Below are 26,399 nucleotides of genomic sequence, written 5' to 3'. Positions count from 1 at the left end.
AATAATATGGCTGTATTTTTTTAGGACTGTACTTTAGTACATTGTAGTATAATGTCAGGAAATGTATTATTAAAGTAAGTATGCAGAATTTTAAGACTATTGCACAAGGTCTTTGATATAATTAGCGTTTATGGGAGGGATCAGGGTGAAGAAGTTAAAAATTAAGCAGCTGCTGTCATTCATGTTTATAGTGATGATGTATTTTTGTTTTTCTGGATTTATAGTATATGCAGATGATCCTTTTTTATTGTTCGAAAATGACGGAAGTACACCTGGGAAATGGACTAATGGTGAGGATTACATTGATAGGGCTTCATCCCTGAACGATGGACCTTCCAGTGGTAATCCAGGTTACTTTTATTACTTCAGAAACAGCGATGACGACAGCAGAGAATTATTCGATGAAACAACCGAAAGAAGGGTTGTTCTGAGCGATTTTCAAAAAACACTGTACAGCCTCGGACAGCTGTACATTAATTACTCTGTAGACTATTATGGTTGGAATGGTCAGGGCGACTGGTTCAGAGTGGCTTTAGCTTATAACAGTGACTCATATAAAAATGGTACATATATTTCTGATTCTAACTCAAATGGAATAACAGGCACCTTAAAATGGAAAAACATACAAAAACCGGTATTAAACTGCCCAAGAACACTGATTCAGTGATACTCAGCATATACGCAGAAAGGAAAAACGGAAAAATACTGGATGTGTATCTTGATAACATAAAGCTGTGGCTTTCTGATGAATTTTCACCTTATATTGAAGAGGTTACCATCACTGAAATAGAGGATATGTACGGTAATGTGGTGCCATTGAAGAAGGATGAAGGTACAGACAGTTATCTGGATAACTGGATAAATCCTTCCGACAGGATTTCTGGCACTATAAAGTTCAATGAACCGGTAGAGATAATGGATGGAAGCTATTTGAAGCTGAATGCTCAGAATGTAATTGATTCTATGATTAATGTATATATTTCACCAGGCCTTAGTGACACCCATAATTTCAGTATTATTGGTGCACATAAATTGAAAGGAGAAGATAATTATCTTAAATTATATTATGAATCGGATGGAACCGGCCCCTTCAACAAATATGTCCGTGATAAAGCCGAAAATAATGCTGTTTATTTTGAAAAGCCTAATATAGATAAATATCGAATAAGGGTGGATAACGCTTCTCCCATGATTATTACTCCACAAAACAGATATGAGTCTTATGAATACGGCAGAACCAGCGTGGATATAGTTGTCCGTGAGGAAAGCAGGGGAGTTGAACAGTCACCTGTTATTCTGACATATTATTGGACATATGTGGATAATGGCGGCAATACCGTTGAAGTACCGGCGAAGACAATGATGATCAGCAACACAGCTGTAAAAGATGATGTCTATACAACCTATACAGCGAAAATTGATATCCCCCATGGAAGCAATATTCCTCCTTATCAGAAATTCACCCTGGTGGTCGATGTTACAGATGAAGCCAGATACGGGAATGACCGTAAGTACTTCAAGGTCAATCAGAAAGATGAATCACCTCCTGCCATAACCTGGGATAAGAGCATATATAACAGGGGAACAGAAAATGAGATAGCAGTAGATATAAGTGAAGAAGATGGCATACTATTCACCAAAAGCGGTACTGTTTCCTTCAGTGTAGATGATCAGGACAGTGGTATTGAAGAAGTAAGATACTCCTGGACCAGAGAGCCCTACAGAGAGGGAGATAGTATGAATAAAGTGGCACTTCCGGCAGGAGACGGCAAGTACTATGTAGAGGGGACAAGCACTGATACACCTCTGGAAGGCATTTATTATCTTAATATAATGGCAATAAACGGTACTGACACTCATGGTGTAAGCAGCAAACCCTTTTATTTCGACAATGAGGGGCCTCGTGGATTTGTAAGCCTTACTGAAGAAATAGGCCACGGCATTGACACGCTGCATTACTCCATATACGACAAAGATTTGCAGAATAAGTTTCTATATACAATATTGAAAAGAAATGATGATTATTGGGATTTTGAGCCTGTTACAGAACCTGACATATCTGAAGGAATAAAGGATAACGGCATGTGGCGTGTCATGGAAATTGACATCACAGACGGAACTACAGGGAGTGCAAGAATAACAGATATGCTTAATAAAATAGAAGGCTCAGGATTCTATAAGGTGGTAGCCAGATTTTATGATGGTTATTACAATTGGAGCGGAGACGAGTATTACATTGTCTATGACTTTGATCCTCCCACCATTGAGGTTGTTGAGCTGGGTGAACCGGAGGTATTTAAAAAAAGGCATGAAGTATCTCTTGATTTCTGGCCTGAATATGTATTTCCGGGAGTAGTAATTCAAATAGAGGATACTTCATATGTAAACCTATGGGATGAGAACTTCTTCTCCGTCAAATGGGTAAATGTTGAAACCGGAGAAGAAATACCTGCAGAGGTTTCAACAATGCAAGGCTGGGTTATCATAGGTGGTAATGACAGCTTAAGCGGCAGGTATTATATCAGAGTATATGCGAAGGATCATTTGGAGAACTCCATGAATGAAATGGTTTTTATGGATGGAAAGCCTGTGGAATTCTGCTTTGACAATAGCCCTCCAACAGTAGATGTAGAATATGATAAGGCATTCAGCACGAATATAATGAAATTTGCCTATTCAGATCTTGAGGAGAAGTATACAGATATAGCAGCATTCAGATATGGAATAACATCTTCACCGGAAGAAATACCTTTTGAGTGGACGGACATAGATGCTGCTTTCAGCGAAGGTGAAGTAACCAGTGAAGTCATGGAAGGCACATGGTATCTGCACATATACCTGGAGGATACATTGGGAAATGAACAAACCATAAGCTTCTCTGAACAATTTATTATAGACATGACAAAGCCGGAAGGCAGCATCAGCTTCACCAGTGGATATACAAACAAGCTGGATACAGCATTGAAGTTGGAAATAGAAGAACTGAAAACAACAGATAACAAGACCTTTAAAACCATATTATCTGAATATATGGCAATGCTTGAGGATGAAGCAATAGGGGAAATACCAGCGTCTCAGTGGAAAAACATTACCTTTGAAATTGGAAATGTGAAAATTAGCTATACAGTAACAAACAACGGTACCAAAAGCACCATGATTGGGACAAGGATTCTCCTGGACATGATGCTTGGAGATAACGATGGCTGCAGTATTTCCCTTGATGGAAATACGAACATCTCATATGAAACAAAGGTCGAGGGAAGCAATATTCCCATGTACTGGAGATGCACTGATTCTGTGGACAAGCCAAAGATTGTTTCATACGGCTTCTTAAAGGGTTGGGGAAATAAAGAACCAGACAGCATGATCATTGCTCATTGGAGCTCGTTGTCTTCTACCAAATGGGATTATGAAATAAACCCCCAGAGGAATATAGGATCATCACTGAACGATTTTAAAACCGCTGATTCGGCAGCTGCACTATACTGGGGTCCAAAAGAACTGGAGACAGGCAAGGTATTGCATTTTGAAACCTATTACGGTTTGGGCAATATATCCGACAGTGTCAGTGGAGACACTTTCAGCGTTAATGTAATGGCACCTTCCAAGCTCGATATCAATGGTGGGATATATGAAAACAATCCTTTTGATATTCTGATGGAGCAGGATAACAGCCTGGGAAACTCCGCAGATTTGGCAGGAATCAACGCTGAACTCATCCTTCCTGCTGGATTGGAGCTGGCAGAAGGAGAAGTAAGCAGCTATTACCTGTACAACATACCCGTGGGACAAAAGGCTGCTGTCGCATGGAAGGTAAAAGCGCTGAATACTCAGAACCTTAAAGTATTGCAGTATATGATACGAATAAGGTCTTTTGATAATGAGATAAAGAGCATTAAGAAATTTATAATAATTCCTGGTTTTGAAAATAATGACCCGGATATAGGTTATACAGATATTGTACCCCGCAATCTTTACTATGAGGATGAAGAAAGCGTCATTCACCTCGTAGGCTATCGCTTTGAAAGGCTTAAGGATAAAACCAGCTATAAAATGAGCCTTTTAAATGCCAACATAGGAACTGCAACATATATTGCTGAGTATGACATAGCTGTAATCAACGACAATCAGATCCGCATAAAGCTGCCTAACGGATTGAAACATGGAAATTACAAGCTTTCAATAAATCATAGGGATGATATGCTGGACTATACTTTGGGACAATATATTACTGTCACAACGGATGCAAAGCATAAATCAAGAAACTATGGCATAATGGCGATAAAGGAGGAAAATGCGGGAGGTAAGAAAGTCCACAAGGCAGTGCTTTATGAAAATGAATCTCAGCTTAGTGCTGCTGACAAAAACAGCGCTGTTCTTATTATAAGAGGCAAGATAAGAAGCATATCTGATACGAGTTTTGATGTCTACGGAGATGGTATAGCCATAAATAATGGTATCTTATATAAAGGCTATGGCGACAGCCCATTGTCTGTAGTCAAAAATGGCGACAGTTTCAGGATAATGGGCAACGGAGAGCTATACATGAAGTCGGCCCTCGATGGAAGCTGGGAAGCTTTCAGTAAAGGGATTATGCCAGTAAGAAAATGACAAACATTACCTTTTTCATAAATACCAGAGAGGGTGCCTATGGTTTCAGGACCCAGGCAGAAAGCCCCAAATTGATGCTTGAGGAAATTAATGCCACAATGGCTTTTGACAATTATCTGTACCCTGATTATTTTGAGTTTGAAGGGAAATACGGCAAGATACCAAAGCCCATAGGCAGTACTGGACTTGCCTTTGAGAGCGTTGGGGGAGGATTATATGGTCTGAAGTCATTTATCGATTCCCTTCGCCATGGCAATCTGCCTACGGGCTCCAGTATCGCAGTAAGGGCGGATATTGTTGATCTCCTCACCTATAATTCCAGAATTAAGGGATATATTTTAGTAGGCCTTAGGGATATTGAAGCCATACTTAGCATATCCGGCATAGACATGACAGGAGACGGGTATATCTATTTCATAGATGTGGGAGATATTGCTGGACATTTTGATTTCGGCGGCGGATATGTAAAGGCAGATCTGAACATATTGGATATAATAATAGCTGATGCCTATATAGGTATAAGCAAGCACGAAATAAAAGGTAGCATCAATGCAGAATTGAAAATACCTGATTATGTCTGGCTTATAGGAGGTAGAACCGTCGGAGGATACAGAGCTGAATTTTCCACCGAGAAAATAGCAGGTCATATCAAAGTTTTAGGTATAGGCGTTGGAGTGGAATATGAATGGGGAGGAAAAGTGAGCTTTGATATCGGCTCTGCAAGCCCTGTAGATCGCAAAGGAATTTATATTGTAAATACCAAAGATGAAGATGGAAGAGATGTGACCATAAGCTACGGCACCAATATAGAAAAGCTGGGCAGCATACCATATTCCTATTATGTCTGCTATGACGGCAGCTTAGGCAAGATACTGGCAATGGGTACCGATGAATACACATACAATCCAGAGATCAATAGCAGCGTTGAATCAGCCATAATCGAAATGATGTATGATTCTGATGAAACACCTGAGATTACAGTGACAGATCCAGATGGAAACGAATATGAATTAATTGAAGATGAAAACTATATGAACCAGGTTATACCTGCAGATGTTTCCAGCTCCGGCATGGAAGAAAAACGCCTGTTTGTGACCATAGTTTCACCTAAGGTTGGTACATGTACAATAAAGTCGGATAAAGCAGTGACCATGACTCTGTATAATGCAAAGGAACCGGCAGAGTTTAAATCACTTTCTGCAAAGCAGGAAGGAAACAAGGTAAAGGTGGATTGGGATCTGAATGTAACCGATGGCAGCAATGTTGAATTATACCTGGTGAAAGACGATGGAAGCTCAATGGCATTAGAGATAGCTACAAATTTGAATGGATACCCGAGTACCTATGAATGGAATATTCCTGATGGAATAACCACGGGAGGCTATAAAGTGCGCGGTGTGGTAAAGAGGAGTGTAATCGGCCCTGAGGACAGTTTTTCCTTTGATGAGATGTATTCAGATGCCTTTGAGATAGTAGATGCATTATCATCTGCAACACCAACCAATTTCAAGGTCGAAGCCATAGGAAACGGCATGATGAAGGCTCAATGGGATAAAGCAGCAAGAATAGATGAATATCGCATATATGCAGTAGATGAAAATGGGAAAATTGACAAGGATGTCAAAACCATGATAAGCATAGAAGGAGATAGAGGAGAGACAATTTTTGGCGGTACATTGCTGGATGATTCAGGAAATGAGTATGGATGGATTCCTGACAGATCATACAGGTTTGCACTCTATGCAATAAAAAGGACCTTAAAGATTGGTTCTGAGGAGATAGAGCATATAAGCAAACCCTCCTTCTCAGATGAAATATATCTGCCAAAACCTGAGCCACCCGAGTTTACTGTTGATTTCACTGCAGGGGACGGTAATATAAATGTGGAAAAGGACGAAAATGGCAACGATGTATATTACACAAATGCTTGATATATAGATTGCAGATATCAATCTGATAAGAATGGAAATGCAATATTCTATGTCAACGGTGAAAAGGTTGATGACACAAAGAAAAGGGATTACAGCTTCCAGCTGGATCTTGCTTACGGCAGCAACTTGATAGAGGTTGAAGCCACAGGAGTTAACGGAGATAAAAACACTAAGTCATATGAGTTCTATTATGATGACAGAGCTCCCGAATTGATGGTACAAAGCCCAAACAACTATGAGATTACACAGAGCGGAAGCATATTGGTATCTGGATTAACTACAGCTGGCAGCAGGTTATATGTTAATGGCAGCGAAGTGAATGTGGGTGATGATGGCAGCTTTAGTGAAAATTATGTACTTGTCAATAATGCCAGAAACATTGCAGCTCAGGACAGGAGAAAGTGTTAAGTTGAAGTTATATGGAATGACTATGGACAATAGTGAATTGTTGCTGGCACCGAACAAAGTAAAATGGGAAATCTATGGAGATGAAGGAGCAGCAACAATAACTGAAGACGGAATGTTGACAGCAAGAAAAACTGGTGAAATCGTAATAAATGCAAAGTACACTGTATCATCTGACAAAGTTTACGAGGATGCCATAATAATAAATCTACTTCCACAAGAGGAAAATACAGGGAGCGGTGATAATAGCGGAGGAGGTAATAACGGCAGCACAGGAGGAAATAATCGCAGATATAATAATGAAGGGGATAATAAGGAATCGAAGGGAACAGGTGCTTCGTTAAGAAGAAATATGAAGTTCAAAGCCAATGAAGAAATTAACTTGCCAGGTCAAATAAGAATAAGATTTACTGGTGAAGAGGAAGTACAAAATGGGTATTTTGAAGTTTATGAGATAGAAGATTTGATGAAATACAGGCAGTTGAGCGGTAAAAAGGATTTTGTCAGCAATATATTTGATATAAGTATACCGGAAGGATATAAACTAAAATCACCTGTTGAACTTACCATATATTTCAATAAGAATAAAGTAAAAGATTTTAAGCGCTTAGCCATATATGTATATAATGAAAAAACTGGACTCTGGGATTTGGTTGGAGGAATAGTTGATGAAGTCCAGGGAACTATTACTGTTAGACTATCTCACTTTAGCAAATATGCAGTAATGGAAAACAGCCAATTGATTATTATGACGGACTTGGATAACCATTGGGCTAAGGATGCAGTGTACAGGCTGGTTGATAAGGGAATTGTCAATGGAATTGTCAATGGAATCAAATATGCTGATGGTGATTATAGATACGAGCCTGAAAAACCTGTAGCCAGGGCAGAATTTTCGAAGATGCTGGCATTGGCCAGTGGTTATGAGTTTGAAAATAATAACGTAGACCTGTCCAATTTTGCAGACGATAAGGAAATACTGGCCTGGATCAGGTCATATCTGAAATACTGCAATGAAAAGGGATGGATAAATGGCAAGGCAGTATATATGAAGCCTAATGATACTATAACAAGGGCTGAAGCAGGTGTCATGGTATCCATAGCATTGGGATTTACAGCAAGTAATAAAAATATTAAAGCACCCTTTGCAAATAAAAAAGAGATACCAGAATGGGCTGCAGTCTATATAGATGAATTGGTTAATAAAAAACTAATGAAAGGCCTCCCAGACGGTACCTTCAGGCCAAATGAAGTCATGAATTGTTCAGATGTAGTATCCCTTATTGATAATTATATTAGGATGCAAAATGATTCTTATTGACTATTTCAATATAATTAAATAAAATAGTAAATAATATTATATATAGATCTATGAATCAGAAAAGTACTCAATGTAAAGGGCTTCAGCGAGTCCGAACAGAGTGGGAGTCGGACAGTCACTGCTTGAGGAAAAGAGCTGAGGAGACAATTGCGCTATCCGGCGTTATGGATTAAAGTGGGCATTTTATGCCAATTAGAGTGGTACCGCGGATACTCCGTCTCTTAGCTGAGGCGGAGATTTTTATTATATGGCGATTTATTTCATAAAGGAGGACTATATATGGATTTTAAATTGGAAATAGCGAAAAAAATAGGCAGTTTGACAGATATGGAGATAGACAAGGTATTGGATCTTATAGAAATACCGCCTTATGCTAATATGGGGGATTACGCCTTTCCTTGCTTTCAATTGGCAAAGGTTATGAGAAAGGCTCCCAACATGATTGCAAAGGACTTAGCAGAAAAGGTGGAAAAGGACAATATAGTGGAAAAAGCCGAAGCCGCCGGAGGATATCTCAACTTCTTTGTCAATAGGGGAGAATTCATAAAGCAAACCATAAATCAAGTATTACAACAGGGAGATAAATATGGAAGTTCCCAAGAAGGAGAAGGCAAGACTGTGCTGGTTGAATTTTCATCTCCAAATATTGCAAAGCCTTTCCATATAGGACATCTGGTGAACACCATAACAGGAAATGCAATAGAGAAGATATTCAGACATCTTGGATACAAAACAGTAAAGCTGAATCATATAGGTGATTATGGTACCCAATTTGGAAAACTTATATCTGCATACAAAAGATGGGGTAATGATGAGGTTATAGAAAAAGACCCTATAAATGAACTGATGAAGATATATGTAAAATTCCACGAGGAAGCAGAGAAAGATCCATCTTTGGAAGAAGAAGGAAGGCGTTATTTTAAACTGCTTGAAGATGGAGAACCTGAAGCAGTTGCGCTCTGGGAAAAATTCAGAGAGTTGAGCCTTAAGGAGTTCAAAAAATTATACAATGATTTCAACATAGAGTTTGACTCCTATGCAGGTGAAAGCTTCTACAGCGACAAGATGCCGGAAGTCGTTCAGATACTAAAGGAAAAAAATCTTCTTAAAGAAAGCAATGGAGCTCAGATAGTGGATTTGGAACAATTCAACATTCCGCCTTGCATTATATTGAAATCAGACGGAGCAACCATATATGCCACAAGAGATTTGGCCGCAGCCATATACAGAAAGCGAACCTATGATTTTTACAAATGCATGTATGTTGTAGGCAACACCCAAGCGCTGCATTTCAAACAAGTATTCTCCACTCTTAAACTGGCAGGCTTTGATTGGGCAGATAACTGTATTCACATTGGCACTTCACTGGTTAAATTTGCTGACAGGAAATTATCCACCAGAAAAGGCGATGTAATATTTGCAAAGGAACTTGTGGACGAAGCTGTAGAAAAAACTCTTGAAATAATAAACACAAAGAACCCTAATTTGGAGAATAAGGAAGATGTGGCTAAAAAGGTAGGAATGGGTGCCATAATATACACCTTCCTGAAGAACAACATGGACAAGGATATAATTTTCTCCTGGGAAGATATGCTCAGCTTTGACGGCGAATCAGGACCCTATGTCCAATACAGCTATGTAAGGGGTAAAAGCATTCTGAAGAAAGCAGGGGATATAGAGGTTAACCCAGATTTATCTTACTTACAGACTGAGGATGAATACAGTTTGGTTAAGCTATTGGGTAATTTCAAAGATGTTGTAAAGCAAGCAGCGGACAGATATGAACCTTTTGTAATAAACAGGTATGTTACTGAACTGGCAAAGTCCTTTAATAAATTCTATAATACCCATCCAATTTTGACAGCAGAGAAGGAAGTTAAGGAAGCAAGACTAGCACTGACAAAGGCGGTAACAAATGTATTGGCTACAGGATTAGGCTTATTGGGAATACAGACCCCTGAAAGCATGTAATATCACATGATATGGCACTGGGATTCGAAAGGCAAATTGAACAAATAATGGCTTTATGATATTATTGTAAGGAATGGTTAAAAGCCATTCCATTTGTATTAATGCGTCATTGCTTGAAAGGAGAAAGGAAATGAGTCGATTATTTGGTACTGATGGCGTTAGAGGAATTGCAAACGCTAAATTGGATTTTAACCTGGCATATAAATTAGGAAGAGCCGGTGCATATGTATTGACTCAGGAAACAAGGCACAGACCAAGAATTGCCGTTGGCAAGGATACCAGAATCTCCGGCGATATGCTGGAAGCAGCATTGGTGGCAGGAATATGCTCTATGGGGGGAGAGGCTGTGATTCTTGGTGTTATGCCTACACCTGCAGTAGCTTATCTTACTAGAAAAATGGGGCTGGATGCGGGAGTTGTCATATCTGCCTCCCACAACCCTTTTGAATACAATGGCATAAAGTTTTTTGACAGTCAGGGATATAAGCTTCCTGATGAGATAGAAGACAAAATTCAGGAAATTGTAGAAACAGGAATGGATAGGCTGCCTAATCCCATCGGTGATGGTATAGGCAAAAAAACAGAAGTTAAAGATTCTATCCATACATATGTGGAATTTTTGAAAAATACCATAGATGTTGACTTTAAAGGACTCAAGGTTGTTTTAGATTGTGCCAATGGAGCTTCCTATATGGCAGCACCAATGGCTCTGATAGAATTGGGAGCAGATATAACAACAATAAATAACGAGCCTGATGGAATAAACATAAACAACAAATGCGGCTCTACCCATACTCAGCAGCTTCAGCAAGTTGTAGTGGAAACAGGTGCTGATGTAGGCTTGGCTTTTGATGGTGATGCAGACAGGCTTATCGCAGTTGACGAAAAAGGCGAGATAGCCAATGGCGATCATGTTATGGCAATCATAGGGAAGCACATGAAAACAAAGGGCAAGCTGAAAAAAGATACCATAGTTGCTACTATAATGAGCAATATGGGCCTTGAAATAGCCTGTAGAAAAGAACAATGCAATATTATAAGGACAAAAGTAGGCGACAGATATGTGCTGGAGGAAATGGTGAAAAACGGTTATAATCTAGGCGGTGAGCAATCAGGCCACATTATTTTCCTCGATCATAATACAACAGGCGATGGACTTTTAACAGGTATTCAACTTTTATCGGTGATTAAAGAGACGGGGAAAAAATTATCGGAACTGAAAAGCATAATGACAGAAATGCCACAAGTACTCATTAATGCCAAAATAAAAAATGAGTATAAGACAAAGTACATGGAAGATGAGGAGATAAAATCTGCAATAAAAAATATAGAAGCTAAAATGAAAGACTCAGGTAGAGTAGTTATCAGGCCTTCAGGAACAGAACCCTTGGTGAGGGTCATGATTGAAGGAGAAGACAAAGACTATATTCAGAAGATGGCTGAAGAATTAGCTACATTGATAGAGAAGAAGCTTTCATAAAATCTTTTCAACGAGGCTGAAGACATCTCAGCCTTGTTATATTTTTTAGCAAACTTGGTATAGCAGGAAGCACTTGTAATAATATAATATTAACTATAGAATAGTTTTTGGCGAATAATTAAAAAATATTCGTCTAAACATTTATAAATTTATAGAAAGGAGGGTAGAAGGGCTATTATAAAGAGAAGGGAGTGATGACATATAAAAGCAAAGATTGATTAAGCAAGCGCCAGGACTTGCAATAAGCAAGTTGACGAGGACAGGGTTAATCGAAGTTATCGGCGGATGCCCTGCGGCACAGCTCCGTGTCGATAGAGGTTTTACAAAACCGCAAGCGATTGTAGGTACAAAGTAAACTGAAAGGAGCATTAAGTAGATATTGAATTAGAATTATATTGGGAACATTCTACATGTGCCCATTCCTTAATATTTGAAAGGGGAATTAATAAATGTGCGGAATTGTCGGATATATCGGAGATAAAAATGCAGTACCAATATTGATGGATGGCTTGAAAAAGCTTGAATATAGAGGTTATGATTCAGCAGGTGTTGCTATATATGATGACAACAAAATATTAGTTAGAAAATATAAGGGCAGATTAAGCATACTTGAAGAACATCTCAATGAAGAGAAGCTAAGTGGCAATCTGGCAATAGGCCATACCAGATGGGCTACCCATGGTGAACCTTCTGATGAAAATTCTCATCCTCATACCAATGAAAAAGGTGACATTGCTGTTGTTCATAATGGGATAATAGAAAACTATCAGAAGATCAGAAAGTTCCTTATTGACAAAGGCTATGTATTTAAATCTGAGGTAGATACGGAAGTGTTGGCTCATTTTGTTGACTATTACTACGAAGGGGATTTGGCTGAGGCAGTAAGAAAGGTTTTAAGGGAGATCAAAGGATCTTATGCTTTTGCTGTAATCAGCTCGAGAGAACCTGATAAGATGGTTTGCGTCAGAAAGGAAAATCCTTTGGTAGTAGGCATTGGAGAAGGAGAAAATTATATAGCCTCAGATATTCCAGCTATATTGAAGCATACAAGAAATATATATCTCATGGATGAGAATGAAGTAGCAGTAATAACCAAGGATGATATTAAATTCTTTGCTGAAAATGGTGAACCTGTCACCAAAGAGGTTTTCAATGTTACCTGGGATGTTGCTTCAGCTGAAAAAGGCGGTTATGAGCATTTCATGATAAAGGAAATCCATGAGCAGCCTAAAGCAGTGAAGGACACTATGCTCTCCAGAATAGATGCGGATTCAGATACAATAAAACTTGATGATATAAAGATTACTAAGGAAGATCTTGAGAAGTTCAGAAAGATATATATAGTTGCTTGTGGAACAGCATATCATGCAGGACTAGTTGGAAAATACATGATAGAAAACCTGGCCAAGATACCGGTGGAAGTGGACATTGCATCTGAATTCAGATACAGGAATGCTCTGGTAGATGAAAATACCTTAGTGATAATAATAAGCCAATCAGGTGAAACGCTGGATACTCTTGCAGCACTTAAGGAGGCAAAGGCAAAGGGAGCAAGGATACTGAGCGTAGTGAATGTAGTAGGCAGCTCAATAGCAAGAGAATCCCATGATGTGCTCTATACCTGGGCAGGACCTGAAATATCGGTTGCATCTACTAAGGCATATACTACCCAGCTAATAGCCCTATACGAGATCGCACTATACATGGCTGATCTCAGGGGTACATTATCTAAAGAAGAAATAAAGACTATCAAAGACGAAATGATGATTTTGCCTGAAAAGATTGAAAAAACACTGGAGAATAAGGAGGCAATACAAAGATTTGCCGCAAAATATTCAGGAGTAAAGGATGTATTTTTCCTTGGAAGAGGCTTGGACAGTCCAGTAGCAATGGAAGGTTCTTTGAAGCTGAAAGAATTATCCTATATACACTCTGATGCCTATGCAGCCGGTGAATTGAAACATGGTCCTATAGCCTTAATAGAAAAAGGAACTATAGTGATAGCTATCATGGCTCAACAAGGACTATATGAAAAGATGCTCAATAATGTAAAAGAAGTTAAGTCAAGAGGTGCTTATGTGTTTGCAATAGCAAAAGAAGGACACAAGGAGGTAGAGGAAATATCAGACCAGGTTCTATTCATACCGGAAGTATCCGATTTGCTGGCTCCCGTTGTGGCAATAATACCGCTACAACTGCTGGCATACTATATGGCAGTGGAAAAAGGCTGTGATGTGGATAAGCCAAGGAATCTGGCCAAGAGTGTAACAGTAGAATAGAGTAATAAAATAAAGTTTATTTCAATTGTATAATAGAAATAAACTCCACTCCATAATAATAAACTTCGCTCTATAAAAATAAAGTTCGTTCCAAAATCCCGTAGTCGAAGCAGGAAAAATCCTGAACGGCTGCGGGATTTACGTTTACAGAGGGAAGGGTTAAGGTGTAAGGAATAAGGCTAAAGACATTAATTTTAAAGGGATTGAAAACAATATATTGATTGAAATAAGACTGAAAAAGGACATTTGAAAATGCAACCTTATACCTTTTTCCTTTCAACTTATCCCTATTAGGAACCGACTTTATTTTAAAAATTACTACAAGAATTAAGGAAGAAATGTTATTAAATGGAATGAAAATATTGAATTTTAGAGCGGACTTTATTATCTGGAAGAGATTAGGAGAATAGGGTTAAGGCTAGAAGGCATAAGGGTTTGAGGGAAAGTCGTTTGGAGCGGAGTTTATTTTAAATATACATAGTTAGGGATAAGGATTTTTAGGGATAAGGAAAAAGGAAGATGTTGTGTAATAATAAAGTTGACTCTGTGATAATAAAGTTGGTTCTATAATAATAAAGTTATCCCTAAAATTAAAATTCAAAGTTATGGGTAAAAGATGAGAAAATTATCTTTTATCCCCGTTTTTTATTAGGAACATTTTATGTTGAGCCTATAACTAATTGTTTTACTATACTTTTAATTAAGTATTGACTTAAATAAAAAATAGAAGTATAATCTAATTAAGTATACACTTAATTAAATAGGGTGGATGTTAAGCATGGAGATAACTAAGATACTTAAAGCCATGGCCGATGATACAAGATTTAGAATACTTATATTGCTTTTACAACATAATTATTGCGTAAGAGCATTATCAAGAAAACTTGAGTTGTCGGAATCGGCAATATCACAGCACATAAAAGTTTTAAGGGAAGCAGGCCTTCTTATAGGAGTGAAAAAGGGTTATTATATGCACTATGATGTGGACCGAAGCACCCTACATAAACTCTCTTCTAAAATTGAAGAACTTGCTGCAATAGAAAGGGAAGTTTGTAATCCTGAAAACGCAGGGTGTGAATCTTTTGAACGGAAAATGTGTCATATACAAAAAAGTGGTTATAAGTGTTCTAATGAAGTCAAGACCTTTCATAGTGAAAATAGAGAGGAAGGGTGTGTAGACAATCATGGGAATTGTGGATGTCGCAAATCTTAAAAAGTCATATGGGGAAATTGTAGCAGTTGATGACATCTCTTTTAGCATTGAGAAAGGCGAAATATTTGGATTCTTAGGGCCGAACGGAGCAGGAAAAACTTCAACCATCAATATGATGATTGGTTTGTCCAGACCTACCAGCGGCCAAATTATTATTGACGGGATTGATGCGATAAAAAATATTAAGAAAGTCCAGAGAATCATAGGAATTGTTCCTGACGAAAACAATTTGTATGATGAAATGAATGGGTTCGATAATCTTTGCTTTTGTGCTTCATTATATGGGATAAGTATAAAAGAACGTGAAAAAAGAGCAATGGAATTGTTGGAGCAATTTAATCTAACTAAAGCAGGAAAACGACCTTTTAAAACATATTCAAAAGGAATGAAACGAAAACTTACAATAGCCGCCGGAATTATACATAATCCTAAAATATTATTTTTGGATGAACCTACAACAGGCATAGATATAGAAAGTGCAAGACAAATAAGAGAACTAATACTGGACTTAAAAAAACAAGGTAAAACTATTTTTATTACAACCCATTATATTGAAGAGGCTGAACGAATCTGTGACAGGATTGCTTTTATTGTAAATGGCAAGATTGTAAAAATTGGTACGGTAACTGAATTGATGGAGAGCGTAGAACGTGAGCATAAAATTAGGTTACAACTTGACAGAAGCATAAAAGACATAAAGGAAGAACTGGAAAATAATATTGAAAATTGCAGGGTAGAGATTCCGGAAGAAAATTCTTGCCTGGTTATTTCTAAAGAACGCATAGCCTTATCTCCTATTTTACAACTACTTGACAGTAAAGGAATTTCTGTTTACGAAGCAAAAGAAATAAAGCCATCATTGGAAGATGTATTTGTTAAAGTAACAGGCATTGAAGCCTCAAAACTGAAAAAGGAAAAAGAAAAGGTGGGGAAATAGAATGCAAACTTTAATTGCATTTTGGAATATCTTAAGAAAAGACATTGAAAACTATTATTTGAAACCGCCAAATATAAGTTGGGGGATTATATTTCCGCTTTCCTGGACACTAATGCAACTTATCCGTTCACAAGGAGATATTGGAATTGAAGAGTTGCTGTCAGGTTTGATGGCGATGAGCGTATTGTTTGGGACTACTTCAATGCTGGCTGTTACAATCACATTTGAGAGAAGAAGCCGCTCATTTGACAGGTTGTTAATTGCACCGATAAGTATAAGTACGTTAGTCATTGCTAAAATTCTGGGAGCAATCTTATTTGGAATTCTCAATGCATTTGTACCGGTTATCTTTGCAGCATTCTTCATAAATTTAAGTGGAATTAACTGGGGTATTACACTTGCTGCAGTAATTTTAATAGCAATTACTTCTGCTTTACTGGGTTTGTTAATTGCCGTATCTGCAAAAGAAGTATTTGAAGCCCAAACATTTTCAAACTTTTTCAGATTTCCGATGTTGTTTTTATGCGGCCTGTTTATACCTATTGATAAGTTGCCGGTCATATTAAAACCGATATCGTTCTGTTTACCTCTGACCTACGGAACAGATATACTTAATGGTGCGATTACGGGAAACTCTATCTTTAATGCTATATTTAATATCTCTGTCATGTTAGTTTTTACTACTTTGTTATTTTACTTGTGCCTGAGAAACATTAAAACAAAGTGGATTCTTTAATTAGTTTTAGGCGTGACCAATAATATTATATGCAGTAAAAGATTACAAGGTAGGATAATTATTTCTGAAACGAAGAAAAACTATGCCTGTTTATTTCTTATGGCTTGCGGATAATGTTAAAATCACAGATGGTAATAGAATGGGCATCATAATCGACCAGCCCATCTTTTTTCATTTTATTGAGTTCACGGGAAAGAGAAGTCCTTTGAATCCCTAACCTTTCGGCTAATTCCTTCTTTGTCATATTAAGTTTTATTTTTTTACTATTTTGAGTGTAATACTCATAATTTAGGAATTCAATAATAGATTCCCTTATAGATTTCATGGAGATTGATTTAATTTTACTTGTCAAAATAGCAGTTTTATCTGATATACAGGTTAAAAACTTAACTAAAAAGTCCTGGCTGGTCTGGCAAAGTTGCAGTACTAAATCTTTAGGAATATGTAAAATTTCAGTATCTGATTTTGCTATTACACTCATGGGATAATAAGGATACTTTGAAAACAACAGATTTCCTCCTAAGTTATCTCCGATTTTAAATTCTGCAACAGTTAATACATTTCCTTTTTCATCAATCTTTTGAATAAACACCTGCCCTTTTAAAATAATATCCAGATAATTGCATTTCTCACTTTCAAAATGGATAATGCAGCCTTTATTGTATTTCGAGATAATGTAATTTTGCGCTTTGAAAAGATTAAGCAGTTCTTCGGTAGAAAATCCACTAAATAACTCTGTCAGTCTTAAAATACTTAGATGATTTTTTATACTCATAAATACCACCTTTCTTAAAATTAGTTACCTTGGTAACTGTATGTCACTGTAATTTATTATAATATGGAGTTAAACATAGTGAAAGGAGAGTTTTTATGGTGGAGAAAAAATATGAATACAGTATTACTGATGACAAAATAATCGAAAAGATTGTAGATGATGAGAATATTAACCTAAATCATATGGTTCTTGTAAAAGGAACAGGTCTTCCTGAGCACTATTCCAATTCCAATGTTTATATGATAATTGTACGTGGGGAAATGACTTTGCAGTTAAATGAACAGGAACCACATCTTTATACCAAGGGAGATATTATTAATATCCCATATAAAACAAAAATGAATGTCAAAAATCAAGACGAAGAAATATTGGAATTCTTTGTAGTAAAGTCACCCAATCCTAAAAACTACAAGGAGAAGGAGTGATGAGGGGTGGATATTTTTACAGCATCATTATGGGGAATAACAGGGGCTGCGTTTATCGCATCCCTTGTTAAAGATAAGCAGAAGACATTCAATTCAATGAAAATGGCAAAAGGTATGATGAAAAATATGGTCGGACAGATAATAGGCATTTTACTGCTTATAGGATTGATTTTGACCTTCATACCGCCTGAAGTTATAAAGAGTACTCTAGGAGAATCTAATACATTTATTTCAACCATTGTTTCTGCTTTGGCCGGCAGCATTACATTAATTCCGGCCTTTGTAGCGTTTCCTCTGGTAGGCTCTCTTGTAGATGCAGGTGCGAGTATTATTCCGGCAGTTGCTTTCCTAACTACTCTTACAATGGTCGGACTGGTGACATTCCCATTGGAAAAGAGGGAATTTGGTTTGAAATTTGCAACCATACGCAATATTTTTAGTTTTGTATTTGCGATTATGATAGCATTGGCGATGGGAGTGATTATGTGAAGATAATCGAAATATTTAAAAAGAACAAACTGCTGACAGCAGTATCTCTGGCGTATGTTATTCTATTTATCGCAATACCCGATAAGGCTTATTTATCTGTTAAAAACAGCATGTATTATATTATAGAGATGTTGCAAATTATGCCTGTGATATTTATACTTACATCAATTATAGAAGCATGGGTTCCTAAAGAAGTAATCATGAAAGGTTTTGGAGAGAAAGCAGGAATAAAGGGGAGTGTATTCTCATTCTTATTGGGCAGTTTTTCAGCAGGACCTATCTACGCTGCATTTCCAATCTGCAAAATGCTTTTAAAGAAAGGTGCCAGCATCGCAAATGTAGTCATTATATTAAGTGCATGGGCGGTCATAAAAGTCCCCATGCTTGCTAATGAAGCAAAGTTTTTAGGGGTACAGTTCATGGGAGCAAGGTGGATATTGACAGTTATAGCCATAATCATAATAGCATATCTGATGACTATATTTGTAAAAAAGAAAGATATTCCTGTTCAGGATGAACAGGACATTGGTAAAGTAACTGGTATTGATATTAAAGAACAATATTGTATTGGATGTGGATTATGTGAAAAATTGTTGCCCCGGCATTTTGAGGTGATTGATAAAAAAGCAAAATGGAAGGAGTCAATCCTAAATGATGTGCAAATAGATGAACTAAAACCAGTAATCGCTAAATGTCCTGTTAAGGCTATAGGTTTTAAATGATATTCGGAAACTATGAATTGTGTTAAGTCATTTAACCTTACAGTAAATGTAGAGAAAGGTCACATTTGCTGTAAGGTTTTTTATTTTAAATCATCCATATAAAATTCATGAATAAATGGCATTTGACAATAACATAATATGGATGTATAATGTAATTGGCAAATGCCAATTACATAAGGAGGCGCTTAAAATGTCTAACTGTGAAAATTGTCCTACAAAAGAGGACTGCAAAACAAAAGAGGGATGCATGATAGAAAACAATCCGTATAACTTTGTAAACAAAATAATCGGCGTTATGAGTGGGAAGGGAGGTGTTGGCAAATCAACGGTATCCGCTCTTATTGCAGAAGAATTAAATAAAAAAGGTTATAAAGTAGGTGTCCTGGATGCGGATATAACAGGACCCAGTATTCCAAGGCTTCTTAAAGTAAAAGACAAGAAAGTCCGGTCAAATGAACTGGGAATTTTACCGGTGACAAATGAAAATGGAATAAAGGTAATGTCGCTGAATCTACTGATGGAAGATGAGGAGCAGCCTGTTATATGGCGGGGGCCTTTAATTGCAGGAACAGTAAAGCAATTTTGGACTGATGTCTTCTGGGGTGACCTTGACTATCTGGTTATAGATATGCCTCCAGGGACAGGGGATGTTGCGCTAACGGTGATGCAGTCTATTCCCATTAATGGGATAGTGATGGTATCGGTACCTCAGGATTTAGTATCCATGATAGTCGCAAAAGCAGTGAATATGGTTAGAAAAATGGATATTAGGGTTATCGGTATAGTTGAGAACATGAGTTATATTATATGCCCTGATTGCAACAAAAAAATCAGAATATTTGATAGTGAAAACACAGAAGGGTTTTTAAGCAAATTAGACTTAAAACTTCTTGGGGAATTGCCTATGTGTAGTGATATAGCCAATCTTTCCGAGAAAGATAAAACAATACAAAATGCATCATTGGATGAAACAGTAAGTAATATTGTTGAAAGGATAATGCTTTCAGTCAATGAAAACAAATAAAAAGATAATTGGAGGGGTATTTCATGAAAATAGCAGTTTCTTCGATGAGCAAGGATTTAAACAGCATGCTGGATGTGAGATTCGGAAGATGTAATTACTTTGTAATCTATGACACTGAAGAAGGGCTGGTAAAGACAATTGAAAATAAGGGACAAATGTCAGGAGGCGGGGCAGGAATTGCAGCAGCCCAGCAAATCATTGATGAAGATGTGGATGTCGTTATCACTGGAAATATGGGACTCAATGCCTTTAACCTGTTTAAAAATTCGGATATTAAAGTCTACCGATGTGGAAGCATTAAGGTTGAAACGGCTGTACAACTGTTCAAAGAAGGGAAGTTAGAAGAGTTAACCCAGGCAGGTCCTGCCCATGCAGGGATGGGCATGGGAACAGGCAGGAGATTCAGAGGGGGAAGGTAGGTTGAACATAGCCATATTAAGCGGAAAGGGAGGGACAGGGAAAACTACCATATCCACCAACCTTTCTGTTATTACAGGTGCCAATTACATTGACTGCGATGTGGAAGAGCCTAATGGGTTTATATTTTTAAAGCCCTCTCAAATAAAAAGAGAAGAAGTTAAGGTGGATTATCCTGTTGTGGACAGCAGCAGATGTACCTTATGCGGAGAATGTGCAAAAGTGTGCCAGTTTAATGCACTGGTAAAAACAAAGAAAGACATTATGCTCTTTGAAAAACTCTGTCATGGCTGCCATGCCTGCGGGATAGTGTGTAAGCAAAGTGCTTTAACTTTTGGTAAACGGATAATAGGGACAATTGAGGAAGGCCAATATGGCAACCTAATTTGCAAAAGAGGAATTTTAAATGTGGGAGAACCTATGGCAGTGCCTGTTATTAGAAGATTACTAAAAAATCTTCCCACTGGAACAAATCTTATTGATTGCGCCCCGGGGACCTCCTGCAATGTAGTAAGTTCCCTTCAATATGCAGATGGTGCAATACTGGTAACGGAACCTTCTTCCTTTGGACTTCATGATTTAAAAATGGCAGTGCAACTTGTAAGGAGTTTCAATCTTCCCTTTGGTGTTGTTATCAATAAACATAATATCGAGGATGACAGAATTCAGACATACTGTGAAAAAGAAAATATAGAAATATTAGGGGTTATACCGTACCGAAGGGAAGCGGCAGAGGTATATTCTTCCGGAAAAATGATTGTGGAACTGCCTGAATATAAAGAAATATTTGAGGAGATTGCAGAAAGATTGAGGGAGGTGTTCCCTTGGAACTTACAGTAATAAGTGGGAAGGGCGGTACGGGTAAAACCACGATAGCCTTAGCCCTTTCTGAACTTGTAAAAGATGCAGTAAAAGCAGACTGCGATGTGGATGCACCCAATCTGTACCTTTTTTACGATGGAAGAGATATAAGAAAGGAATACTTTTATGGAGAAAAGAAAGCAGTTATTGATAAAAAGTTTTGTTCAGGCTGCAATGAATGTGAAAAAGTATGCCAGTTTGACGCAATCAAAGATAGTAAAGTGGATTTTTTTAAATGTGAGGGCTGTGGTGCTTGCATATTGGTTTGCCCTCATAGTGCCATCAGTTTAAAAGAAAAGAAAACTGCTGATGTTTATATCACCCAAACTAATAAAGGAATTATTTCAAGGGCACAGATGGAGGTGGGCAGCGAAGGGTCGGGAAAACTCATAACTATGCTTCGTAGTAATGCCAGGAAGTTTGCAGATGGGAATGCCCTTATCATTATAGATGGTTCTCCAGGAATTGGTTGTCCTGTAATATCTTCGATTACGGGAAGTGATGCGGTATTGATTGTTACAGAACCTACCCAGTCAGGTCTGGAGGACTTTGTGAGGGTGATGGAGTTATGCAGGCATTTCGGAGTAATTACTTTCGCCTGTATTAATAAGTATGATATCAACGAGAAGAAGACAGAAGAGATTGAAAATTTTTGCAGAAAAAATGATGTTTATTTAATTGGGAAAATACCTTTTGATGACACGGTTATGAAATCAATTAAAGAACTAAAGCCTATTGTTTTTTATGAGGGTAGCAAGGCAAATCAGGCAATAAGGCAGATGTGGGATAACATTTGTAAGTATATAAAATATTTAAATCAATAATTTTAAGGAGGCATTAATAAATGAAAATAGCAGTTGCAAGTGAAGGGAAATTTGTTAGCGGACACTTCGGACATTGTGAAGGATTTACAGTGTATGATGTTGATGAAAGTAAAGGGTTAAAGAAGGATTTCATACAAAATCCAGGCCATAGACCAGGATTCCTACCTAACTTCCTAAAGGAATCAGGAGTAAACGTTGTCATCTCTGGCGGCATGGGAGAAACAGCCCAGCAGTTATTTGCCCAAAACAATATAGATGTGATTGTAGGAGCAGAAGGTTCTTGTGATGATGTTGTCCAGCAATATTTAAAAGGGGAGTTAAAATCCACAGGAAGCATATGCAGAGAACATCAGCATGAAGGTCACTGTCATGAATAAATAACAGAGGTGTCCTTATGGAGGGGGTAAAGAATAATACTCTGACAAAGGATAAGTTCTCTCTAATCAGAAAATTGGTAGAGAAAAACGGTTATAAATTTACGAAGCAAAGAAAATTGATACTTGAACAGTTTTTCCTTGCTGACAGGCATTTGAGTGTGGAAGAGATATACCAAAGGTTGAAAAAAACCAGTATGGGTCTTGCTACTGTATATAGGAATGTAAAGATATTTAGTAATATTGGTATAGTAAAAGAAATTGTTGTGGATGGAGCAAGTTACTATGAATTGAAAATTTACAGCAAAAAGCCCCTGCATATCCATTTCCAGTGTGTCAAATGTAATGATATAATAGACATTGATGAAAGAAAAGTTGCTTTAAAATATTTAGAGTTAAATAAGACCGTAGAAGATATAAATGATTTAGAAATTTATGATATAGATATAATGTTCATTGGATTATGTAAAAAGTGCAGGGAGGTAAATAAATGCCAAGACCGGTAAAATGCAGAAGGGTTGAATTTTTTCCAGAAAATACTTATTTCATGCCATTAGGCAAAAGAAAGTGCGAGGTAGAGGAAATTACTCTTAAGATAGAAGAACTTGAAGCCATGAGATTAAAAGATATAGAGGGGCTTAGTCAGGAAGAGTGTGCGGAGAGGATGCAGGTTTCAAGGCAGACTTTTCAAAATATCATAGACAGTGCAAGAAAGAAAGTAGCGATAGCACTAACGCAAGGCAATGCAATACACATAAGCGGAGGGAATTATACTTCGGGTTTATGTCAATTAAAATGCTTAAATTGTGGTAAGGTTTATGATTTGAATTATGAACATGATAAGCATACTTGTCCTTCCTGTGGTTCAAAGGAAGTAGTTTGCGAGAAAAAGAGAAGGTTATGCCATAGGTGGTGTGGAAATTAGAATAAATTATAATATTGAAGATATCAGGAAAGCGGTTCTTGTGATATACCAATATCATGTGAACTGTATTTTTTGTAATTATGAATTATAATCTTATCATTCAATAGTTTATATTTGCTTTAATAGCAAAAAGAATGTTGTATCTTTCATCCTTAGGTTAAAAGATTTAAGGTACATTACGGGAAATTCAGGTGCATTGCGGAACTTAAAGCACATTATGGGAATTTATAGGCAGATATGAAAATTAGGAGAAAGATATGATATAATATGTATAGGTATATAAAAACCAAGGTGCGCCAACACCTTGACTTTAGGAATGTTTTTTTAGTTGTATAGGGCTATTAGGATTTTTGAGGATGCTTTGGAGATTTGGCGGTCTTTCCAAGGCTTTTTTTTAACAGCCTGTAAAGTTAAAACTTATTCATTTGTAAAAACATCTTGTAAGTGAATTTTAAGTCCACTAAAAGTATGTGATACTACGCAATCATCGCTTTTGTAAATAGAAACCTGTTTATATTCATCCTTTTCTAAGACATAAACTTCAGCGGTTTTAAGTTTGGGATTTATAATCCAATATTCTTTTATGCCAAATTCCATGTAGGTAATATACTTTCTTATTCTGTCATGGCTTTCATGCGATGAGGAAATTATTTCAGCAATCAAAGCAGGCGTGCCGCAATATAAATTTTCTCTTAATCCTGTTTTGTCACAGATTACCATAAGGTCAGGTTGAACTTTGACATTCATGGATTTTTCTTTGTTTATTAACCATAAATCTATTAGTGCAAATGCTTCACAAGATGTGCCTTTAAAATAATTCCTAAGTTCTGCTCCTATATTTAATAAAACTCGCTGATGTTCTACTGATGGGGAAGGAAGATAGATTACTTCACCATTAAAATATTCAAGCCTATCTTCTCCCTTATCCATTTCTAAAAATTTTTTAAGGCTTACTATCTTCTTTTCAGGAGTCACATCTTCACTTCCTTTCCAATAACATTTTACGATATCCATTAGTGATAATAAAAGGGGATAAGGATTGCAGGCGAGAAAATATTATGGAGTATGTAAAAATTTTAAAGTATTAGGTGTCAATTGTAACTGATTCATTATCTAAATTAGATTTTAGCATCTTTATATAGCCATACAACATTTTTATTACTTCAAGGAATTTCTCATCTAAAATTTTGTATTGTTCTTCACTTATATAGTTGTTCTGATATGCGGTAAGTAAATGGTTTCTCGTTTCGCCACAACTGCCAAGAGCAGCGTTGGCATGGAATAATTCCCGCTTTATAAACAGTTGGGTATTTCCTTCGGCTATGTTTGCGGAAATACTTCGACTGCTTCTAATGATTTGGTCAGTAAGCCGATACTGCTCATGGCTTGGAAATGCTTTAACCAATGCTTCTATTTCTTGTTCAAGAGCGTTTGCCTTCTGCCAAACTTTAAGTGTCTTAAAATCCCTTATGACTAAAACATTGCTCATTTAGATTCATCCTTTCAAATATTAGATTTTTCCACATTTTACGGATTGTTAAGCGTAAGTCAAATTTTTATACTAGAATTTTTTATAAAATTATTTCAAATAGTTAAAAGGCTTAAGGAGTTTTATAATGCATAATTAGTCCTTAACATTTGCACTTAGGATTAATATCCTAACATGATTTTTGACGCTTAAAAGTATATTAAAGCATTGTTATATCAATGAATTGAGGGGATTTACTAAATACATATATAATTTAGAGAAGGGTAAAGTGATAAGGAGGAAGAGGATATAGGATATAAAGAAAAACAAAAATACTTGACTTTGTAATAGATGATTTACTATAAAGAATTGTCTTTTATAATAAGGTATTTTATATAAGTTGACATTATATACCTCCGTTAAGATAAATTCCTACGCTTACCTGGTTAACAGGTAAGCAATTTTTTTATTGCAGAAATACTTGAAATTATAAAAAGTGATTTAATAAAAGAACTATGAAGAACCAAAACCACAAGATTGGAGGAATTGTTATGAGAAATAGGATTTTATTAGGTCTTGATAATGGTAACAAATGTACAAAAACAAGTGAAGGTTATATTAGCGAATCAGGTTTTACTAAATCAAATACTGAACCAATTTCATCAAGCAATCTTTTAATTTATGAAGGTAAATTTTATAGCATCGGAGGCCAGAGGTTAAGTGTTCAAATGGACAAGACAATCAACCAGGATGCTTTCATCTTGTCTTTGCCAGCAATAGCAGATGCGGTAAACAAAGCAGGAATGGAAGGCCAAGCAGATGTAATTCTGGGAGTAGGACTTCCAATTATAAGTTATGGAACACTTAAGAAAAAGTTTCGGGAATATTTTTTAAGGCAGGATATAAAGTTTAATTTTAACAAAAAGGATTATGCAATTAATATAGTTGATTGCCGTACTTATCCTCAAGGGTATTCCGCACTAATAACTGTGTTTAACAGTTACAGGAATCTTCTATGCAATGTTATCGATATTGGTGGATATACAATTGATTTTTTCAGAGTAGAAAATGGAATCATAGATGTTTCAGCATGCTATTCGCTTCCCAACGGAATCATCACATTAATTGCCAATATACAGCAGGAACTTCTTAAAACAAATATCAGACTTACGGAAACTCAGATACAGGAGATTATCACAGGAAAAGAACCT

25 protein-coding genes and 1 other annotated feature are annotated in these 26,399 nt (G+C 36.8%); of the genes, 22 read left to right on the top strand and 3 right to left on the bottom strand.

Annotation, left to right across the window (positions count from 1 at the left end; genetic code table 11):
* Positions 1 to 145 precede the first annotated feature (145 nt).
* From BUB48_RS14940 to BUB48_RS14890, 11 genes are all read left to right on the top strand, one after another.
* Positions 146 to 667, top strand: coding sequence for a hypothetical protein (locus BUB48_RS14940; protein ID WP_073027199.1), 522 nt, complete (start codon positions 146 to 148; stop codon positions 665 to 667).
* Positions 613 to 4,611 (top strand): hypothetical protein, encoded by a 3,999-nt coding sequence (locus BUB48_RS14935; RefSeq protein WP_073027197.1) that lies wholly within the window; start codon positions 613 to 615, stop codon positions 4,609 to 4,611. The genes BUB48_RS14940 and BUB48_RS14935 overlap by 55 nt, the downstream gene beginning before the upstream one ends.
* A complete protein-coding gene (locus BUB48_RS14930; RefSeq protein WP_073027195.1) occupies positions 4,608 to 6,542 on the top strand; it encodes a hypothetical protein in 1,935 nt (644 codons plus the stop codon). Before BUB48_RS14935 ends, BUB48_RS14930 begins: the two co-directional genes overlap by 4 nt.
* 126 nt (positions 6,543 to 6,668) lie before the next feature.
* Positions 6,669 to 6,950 carry a hypothetical protein gene (locus BUB48_RS17805; protein WP_073027193.1) on the top strand — a complete coding sequence of 94 codons (282 nt, stop codon included), beginning with the start codon at positions 6,669 to 6,671 and terminating at the stop codon, positions 6,948 to 6,950.
* Between the two features lies 1 nt (position 6,951).
* The gene (locus BUB48_RS14920; protein ID WP_073027190.1) at positions 6,952 to 8,268 is read left to right on the top strand and encodes an S-layer homology domain-containing protein; all 1,317 of its coding nucleotides are present in this window, start codon (positions 6,952 to 6,954) and stop codon (positions 8,266 to 8,268) included.
* 41 nt (positions 8,269 to 8,309) lie between these two features.
* Positions 8,310 to 8,493: a binding site (T-box leader), on the top strand.
* Positions 8,494 to 8,547: 54 nt separating this feature from the next.
* Positions 8,548 to 10,239 (top strand): arginine--tRNA ligase, encoded by a 1,692-nt coding sequence (gene argS / locus BUB48_RS14915; protein WP_073027188.1) that lies wholly within the window; start codon positions 8,548 to 8,550, stop codon positions 10,237 to 10,239.
* 130 nt (positions 10,240 to 10,369) lie between these two features.
* Positions 10,370 to 11,719, top strand: coding sequence for a phosphoglucosamine mutase (gene glmM, locus BUB48_RS14910; protein WP_073027186.1), 1,350 nt, complete (start codon positions 10,370 to 10,372; stop codon positions 11,717 to 11,719).
* Positions 11,720 to 12,168: 449 nt separating this feature from the next.
* Positions 12,169 to 13,998, top strand: a complete 1,830-nt coding sequence (gene glmS, locus BUB48_RS14905; RefSeq protein ID WP_073027184.1) for a glutamine--fructose-6-phosphate transaminase (isomerizing) — start codon at positions 12,169 to 12,171, stop codon at positions 13,996 to 13,998.
* Positions 13,999 to 14,776: 778 nt separating this feature from the next.
* Entirely contained in the window at positions 14,777 to 15,211 is a 435-nt protein-coding gene (locus BUB48_RS14900) for an ArsR/SmtB family transcription factor (RefSeq protein WP_073027182.1), read from the top strand.
* A complete protein-coding gene (locus BUB48_RS14895; RefSeq protein WP_065820899.1) occupies positions 15,183 to 16,148 on the top strand; it encodes an ABC transporter ATP-binding protein in 966 nt (321 codons plus the stop codon). Before BUB48_RS14900 ends, BUB48_RS14895 begins: the two co-directional genes overlap by 29 nt.
* Before the next feature lies 1 nt (position 16,149).
* A complete protein-coding gene (locus BUB48_RS14890) occupies positions 16,150 to 16,884 on the top strand; it encodes an ABC transporter permease (protein WP_073027180.1) in 735 nt (244 codons plus the stop codon).
* A 97-nt stretch (positions 16,885 to 16,981) separates the two neighbouring features.
* On the opposite strand, the gene BUB48_RS14885 is transcribed toward BUB48_RS14890, so the two are convergent.
* On the bottom strand, positions 16,982 to 17,659 hold the full coding sequence (locus BUB48_RS14885) for a Crp/Fnr family transcriptional regulator (protein WP_023062665.1): 678 nt from the start codon (positions 17,657 to 17,659) through the stop codon (positions 16,982 to 16,984).
* A 95-nt stretch (positions 17,660 to 17,754) separates the two neighbouring features.
* On the opposite strand from BUB48_RS14885, the gene BUB48_RS14880 reads away from it, so the two are divergent.
* From BUB48_RS14880 to BUB48_RS14835, 10 genes are all read left to right on the top strand, one after another.
* Positions 17,755 to 18,084, top strand: a complete 330-nt coding sequence (locus BUB48_RS14880; RefSeq protein ID WP_003514284.1) for a cupin domain-containing protein — start codon at positions 17,755 to 17,757, stop codon at positions 18,082 to 18,084.
* 6 nt (positions 18,085 to 18,090) lie between these two features.
* Positions 18,091 to 18,573, top strand: a complete 483-nt coding sequence (locus BUB48_RS14875; RefSeq protein ID WP_073027178.1) for a permease — start codon at positions 18,091 to 18,093, stop codon at positions 18,571 to 18,573.
* A complete protein-coding gene (locus BUB48_RS14870; protein WP_003514282.1) occupies positions 18,570 to 19,295 on the top strand; it encodes a permease in 726 nt (241 codons plus the stop codon). The genes BUB48_RS14875 and BUB48_RS14870 overlap by 4 nt, the downstream gene beginning before the upstream one ends.
* A 190-nt stretch (positions 19,296 to 19,485) precedes the next feature.
* Positions 19,486 to 20,319, top strand: a complete 834-nt coding sequence (locus BUB48_RS14865) for an Mrp/NBP35 family ATP-binding protein (protein WP_003514281.1) — start codon at positions 19,486 to 19,488, stop codon at positions 20,317 to 20,319.
* Between the two features lie 23 nt (positions 20,320 to 20,342).
* Positions 20,343 to 20,738 (top strand): NifB/NifX family molybdenum-iron cluster-binding protein, encoded by a 396-nt coding sequence (locus BUB48_RS14860; RefSeq protein ID WP_073027176.1) that lies wholly within the window; start codon positions 20,343 to 20,345, stop codon positions 20,736 to 20,738.
* Between the two features lies 1 nt (position 20,739).
* Complete coding sequence (locus BUB48_RS14855) at positions 20,740 to 21,576, top strand: nucleotide-binding protein (RefSeq protein WP_073027174.1); 837 nt, start codon at positions 20,740 to 20,742, stop codon at positions 21,574 to 21,576.
* Complete coding sequence (locus tag BUB48_RS14850; protein WP_073027172.1) at positions 21,561 to 22,421, top strand: ATP-binding protein; 861 nt, start codon at positions 21,561 to 21,563, stop codon at positions 22,419 to 22,421. The genes BUB48_RS14855 and BUB48_RS14850 overlap by 16 nt, the downstream gene beginning before the upstream one ends.
* Positions 22,422 to 22,441: 20 nt before the next feature.
* On the top strand, positions 22,442 to 22,798 hold the full coding sequence (locus BUB48_RS14845; protein ID WP_003514276.1) for a NifB/NifX family molybdenum-iron cluster-binding protein: 357 nt from the start codon (positions 22,442 to 22,444) through the stop codon (positions 22,796 to 22,798).
* A gap of 17 nt (positions 22,799 to 22,815) precedes the next feature.
* On the top strand, positions 22,816 to 23,301 hold the full coding sequence (locus tag BUB48_RS14840; protein WP_003514274.1) for a Fur family transcriptional regulator: 486 nt from the start codon (positions 22,816 to 22,818) through the stop codon (positions 23,299 to 23,301).
* Positions 23,286 to 23,720, top strand: a complete 435-nt coding sequence (locus BUB48_RS14835) for a DUF134 domain-containing protein (protein WP_003514273.1) — start codon at positions 23,286 to 23,288, stop codon at positions 23,718 to 23,720. The genes BUB48_RS14840 and BUB48_RS14835 overlap by 16 nt, the downstream gene beginning before the upstream one ends.
* Before the next feature lie 417 nt (positions 23,721 to 24,137).
* On the opposite strand, the gene BUB48_RS14830 is transcribed toward BUB48_RS14835, so the two are convergent.
* Complete coding sequence (locus tag BUB48_RS14830; RefSeq protein WP_242944240.1) at positions 24,138 to 24,695, bottom strand: Uma2 family endonuclease; 558 nt, start codon at positions 24,693 to 24,695, stop codon at positions 24,138 to 24,140.
* 109 nt (positions 24,696 to 24,804) lie between these two features.
* Positions 24,805 to 25,209 (bottom strand): four helix bundle protein, encoded by a 405-nt coding sequence (locus BUB48_RS14825; RefSeq protein ID WP_014253557.1) that lies wholly within the window; start codon positions 25,207 to 25,209, stop codon positions 24,805 to 24,807.
* Between the two features lie 530 nt (positions 25,210 to 25,739).
* Here BUB48_RS14825 and BUB48_RS14820 point away from each other — a divergent pair.
* Positions 25,740 to 26,399: ParM/StbA family protein (locus BUB48_RS14820; protein WP_073027168.1), on the top strand; the 660-nt coding region annotated here is incomplete at its 3' end.

Source organism: Lutispora thermophila DSM 19022 (assembly GCF_900142105.1).
GTDB classification, from domain to species: Bacteria; Bacillota; Clostridia; order Lutisporales; family Lutisporaceae; genus Lutispora; species Lutispora thermophila.
This window is presented reverse-complemented; position numbering and strand designations above follow the sequence as displayed.

Bases quoted from the DNA above. Each gene is read 5' to 3' on its own strand.
- BUB48_RS14860 (WP_073027176.1), top strand. From the start codon at position 20,343: ATGAAAATAGCAGTTTCTTCGATGAGCAAGGATTTAAACAGCATGCTG.
- BUB48_RS14895 (WP_065820899.1), top strand. From the start codon at position 15,183: ATGGGAATTGTGGATGTCGCAAATCTTAAAAAGTCATATGGGGAAATT.
- BUB48_RS14930 (WP_073027195.1), top strand. From the start codon at position 4,608: ATGACAAACATTACCTTTTTCATAAATACCAGAGAGGGTGCCTATGGT.
- BUB48_RS14900 (WP_073027182.1), top strand. From the start codon at position 14,777: ATGGAGATAACTAAGATACTTAAAGCCATGGCCGATGATACAAGATTT.
- argS (WP_073027188.1), top strand. From the start codon at position 8,548: ATGGATTTTAAATTGGAAATAGCGAAAAAAATAGGCAGTTTGACAGAT.
- BUB48_RS14840 (WP_003514274.1), top strand. From the start codon at position 22,816: ATGGAGGGGGTAAAGAATAATACTCTGACAAAGGATAAGTTCTCTCTA.
- BUB48_RS14885 (WP_023062665.1), bottom strand. From the start codon at position 17,659: ATGAGTATAAAAAATCATCTAAGTATTTTAAGACTGACAGAGTTATTT.
- BUB48_RS14825 (WP_014253557.1), bottom strand. From the start codon at position 25,209: ATGAGCAATGTTTTAGTCATAAGGGATTTTAAGACACTTAAAGTTTGG.
- BUB48_RS14880 (WP_003514284.1), top strand. From the start codon at position 17,755: ATGGTGGAGAAAAAATATGAATACAGTATTACTGATGACAAAATAATC.
- BUB48_RS14935 (WP_073027197.1), top strand. From the start codon at position 613: ATGGAAAAACATACAAAAACCGGTATTAAACTGCCCAAGAACACTGAT.
- glmS (WP_073027184.1), top strand. From the start codon at position 12,169: ATGTGCGGAATTGTCGGATATATCGGAGATAAAAATGCAGTACCAATA.
- BUB48_RS14835 (WP_003514273.1), top strand. From the start codon at position 23,286: ATGCCAAGACCGGTAAAATGCAGAAGGGTTGAATTTTTTCCAGAAAAT.
- BUB48_RS14890 (WP_073027180.1), top strand. From the start codon at position 16,150: ATGCAAACTTTAATTGCATTTTGGAATATCTTAAGAAAAGACATTGAA.
- BUB48_RS14845 (WP_003514276.1), top strand. From the start codon at position 22,442: ATGAAAATAGCAGTTGCAAGTGAAGGGAAATTTGTTAGCGGACACTTC.
- glmM (WP_073027186.1), top strand. From the start codon at position 10,370: ATGAGTCGATTATTTGGTACTGATGGCGTTAGAGGAATTGCAAACGCT.
- BUB48_RS14865 (WP_003514281.1), top strand. From the start codon at position 19,486: ATGTCTAACTGTGAAAATTGTCCTACAAAAGAGGACTGCAAAACAAAA.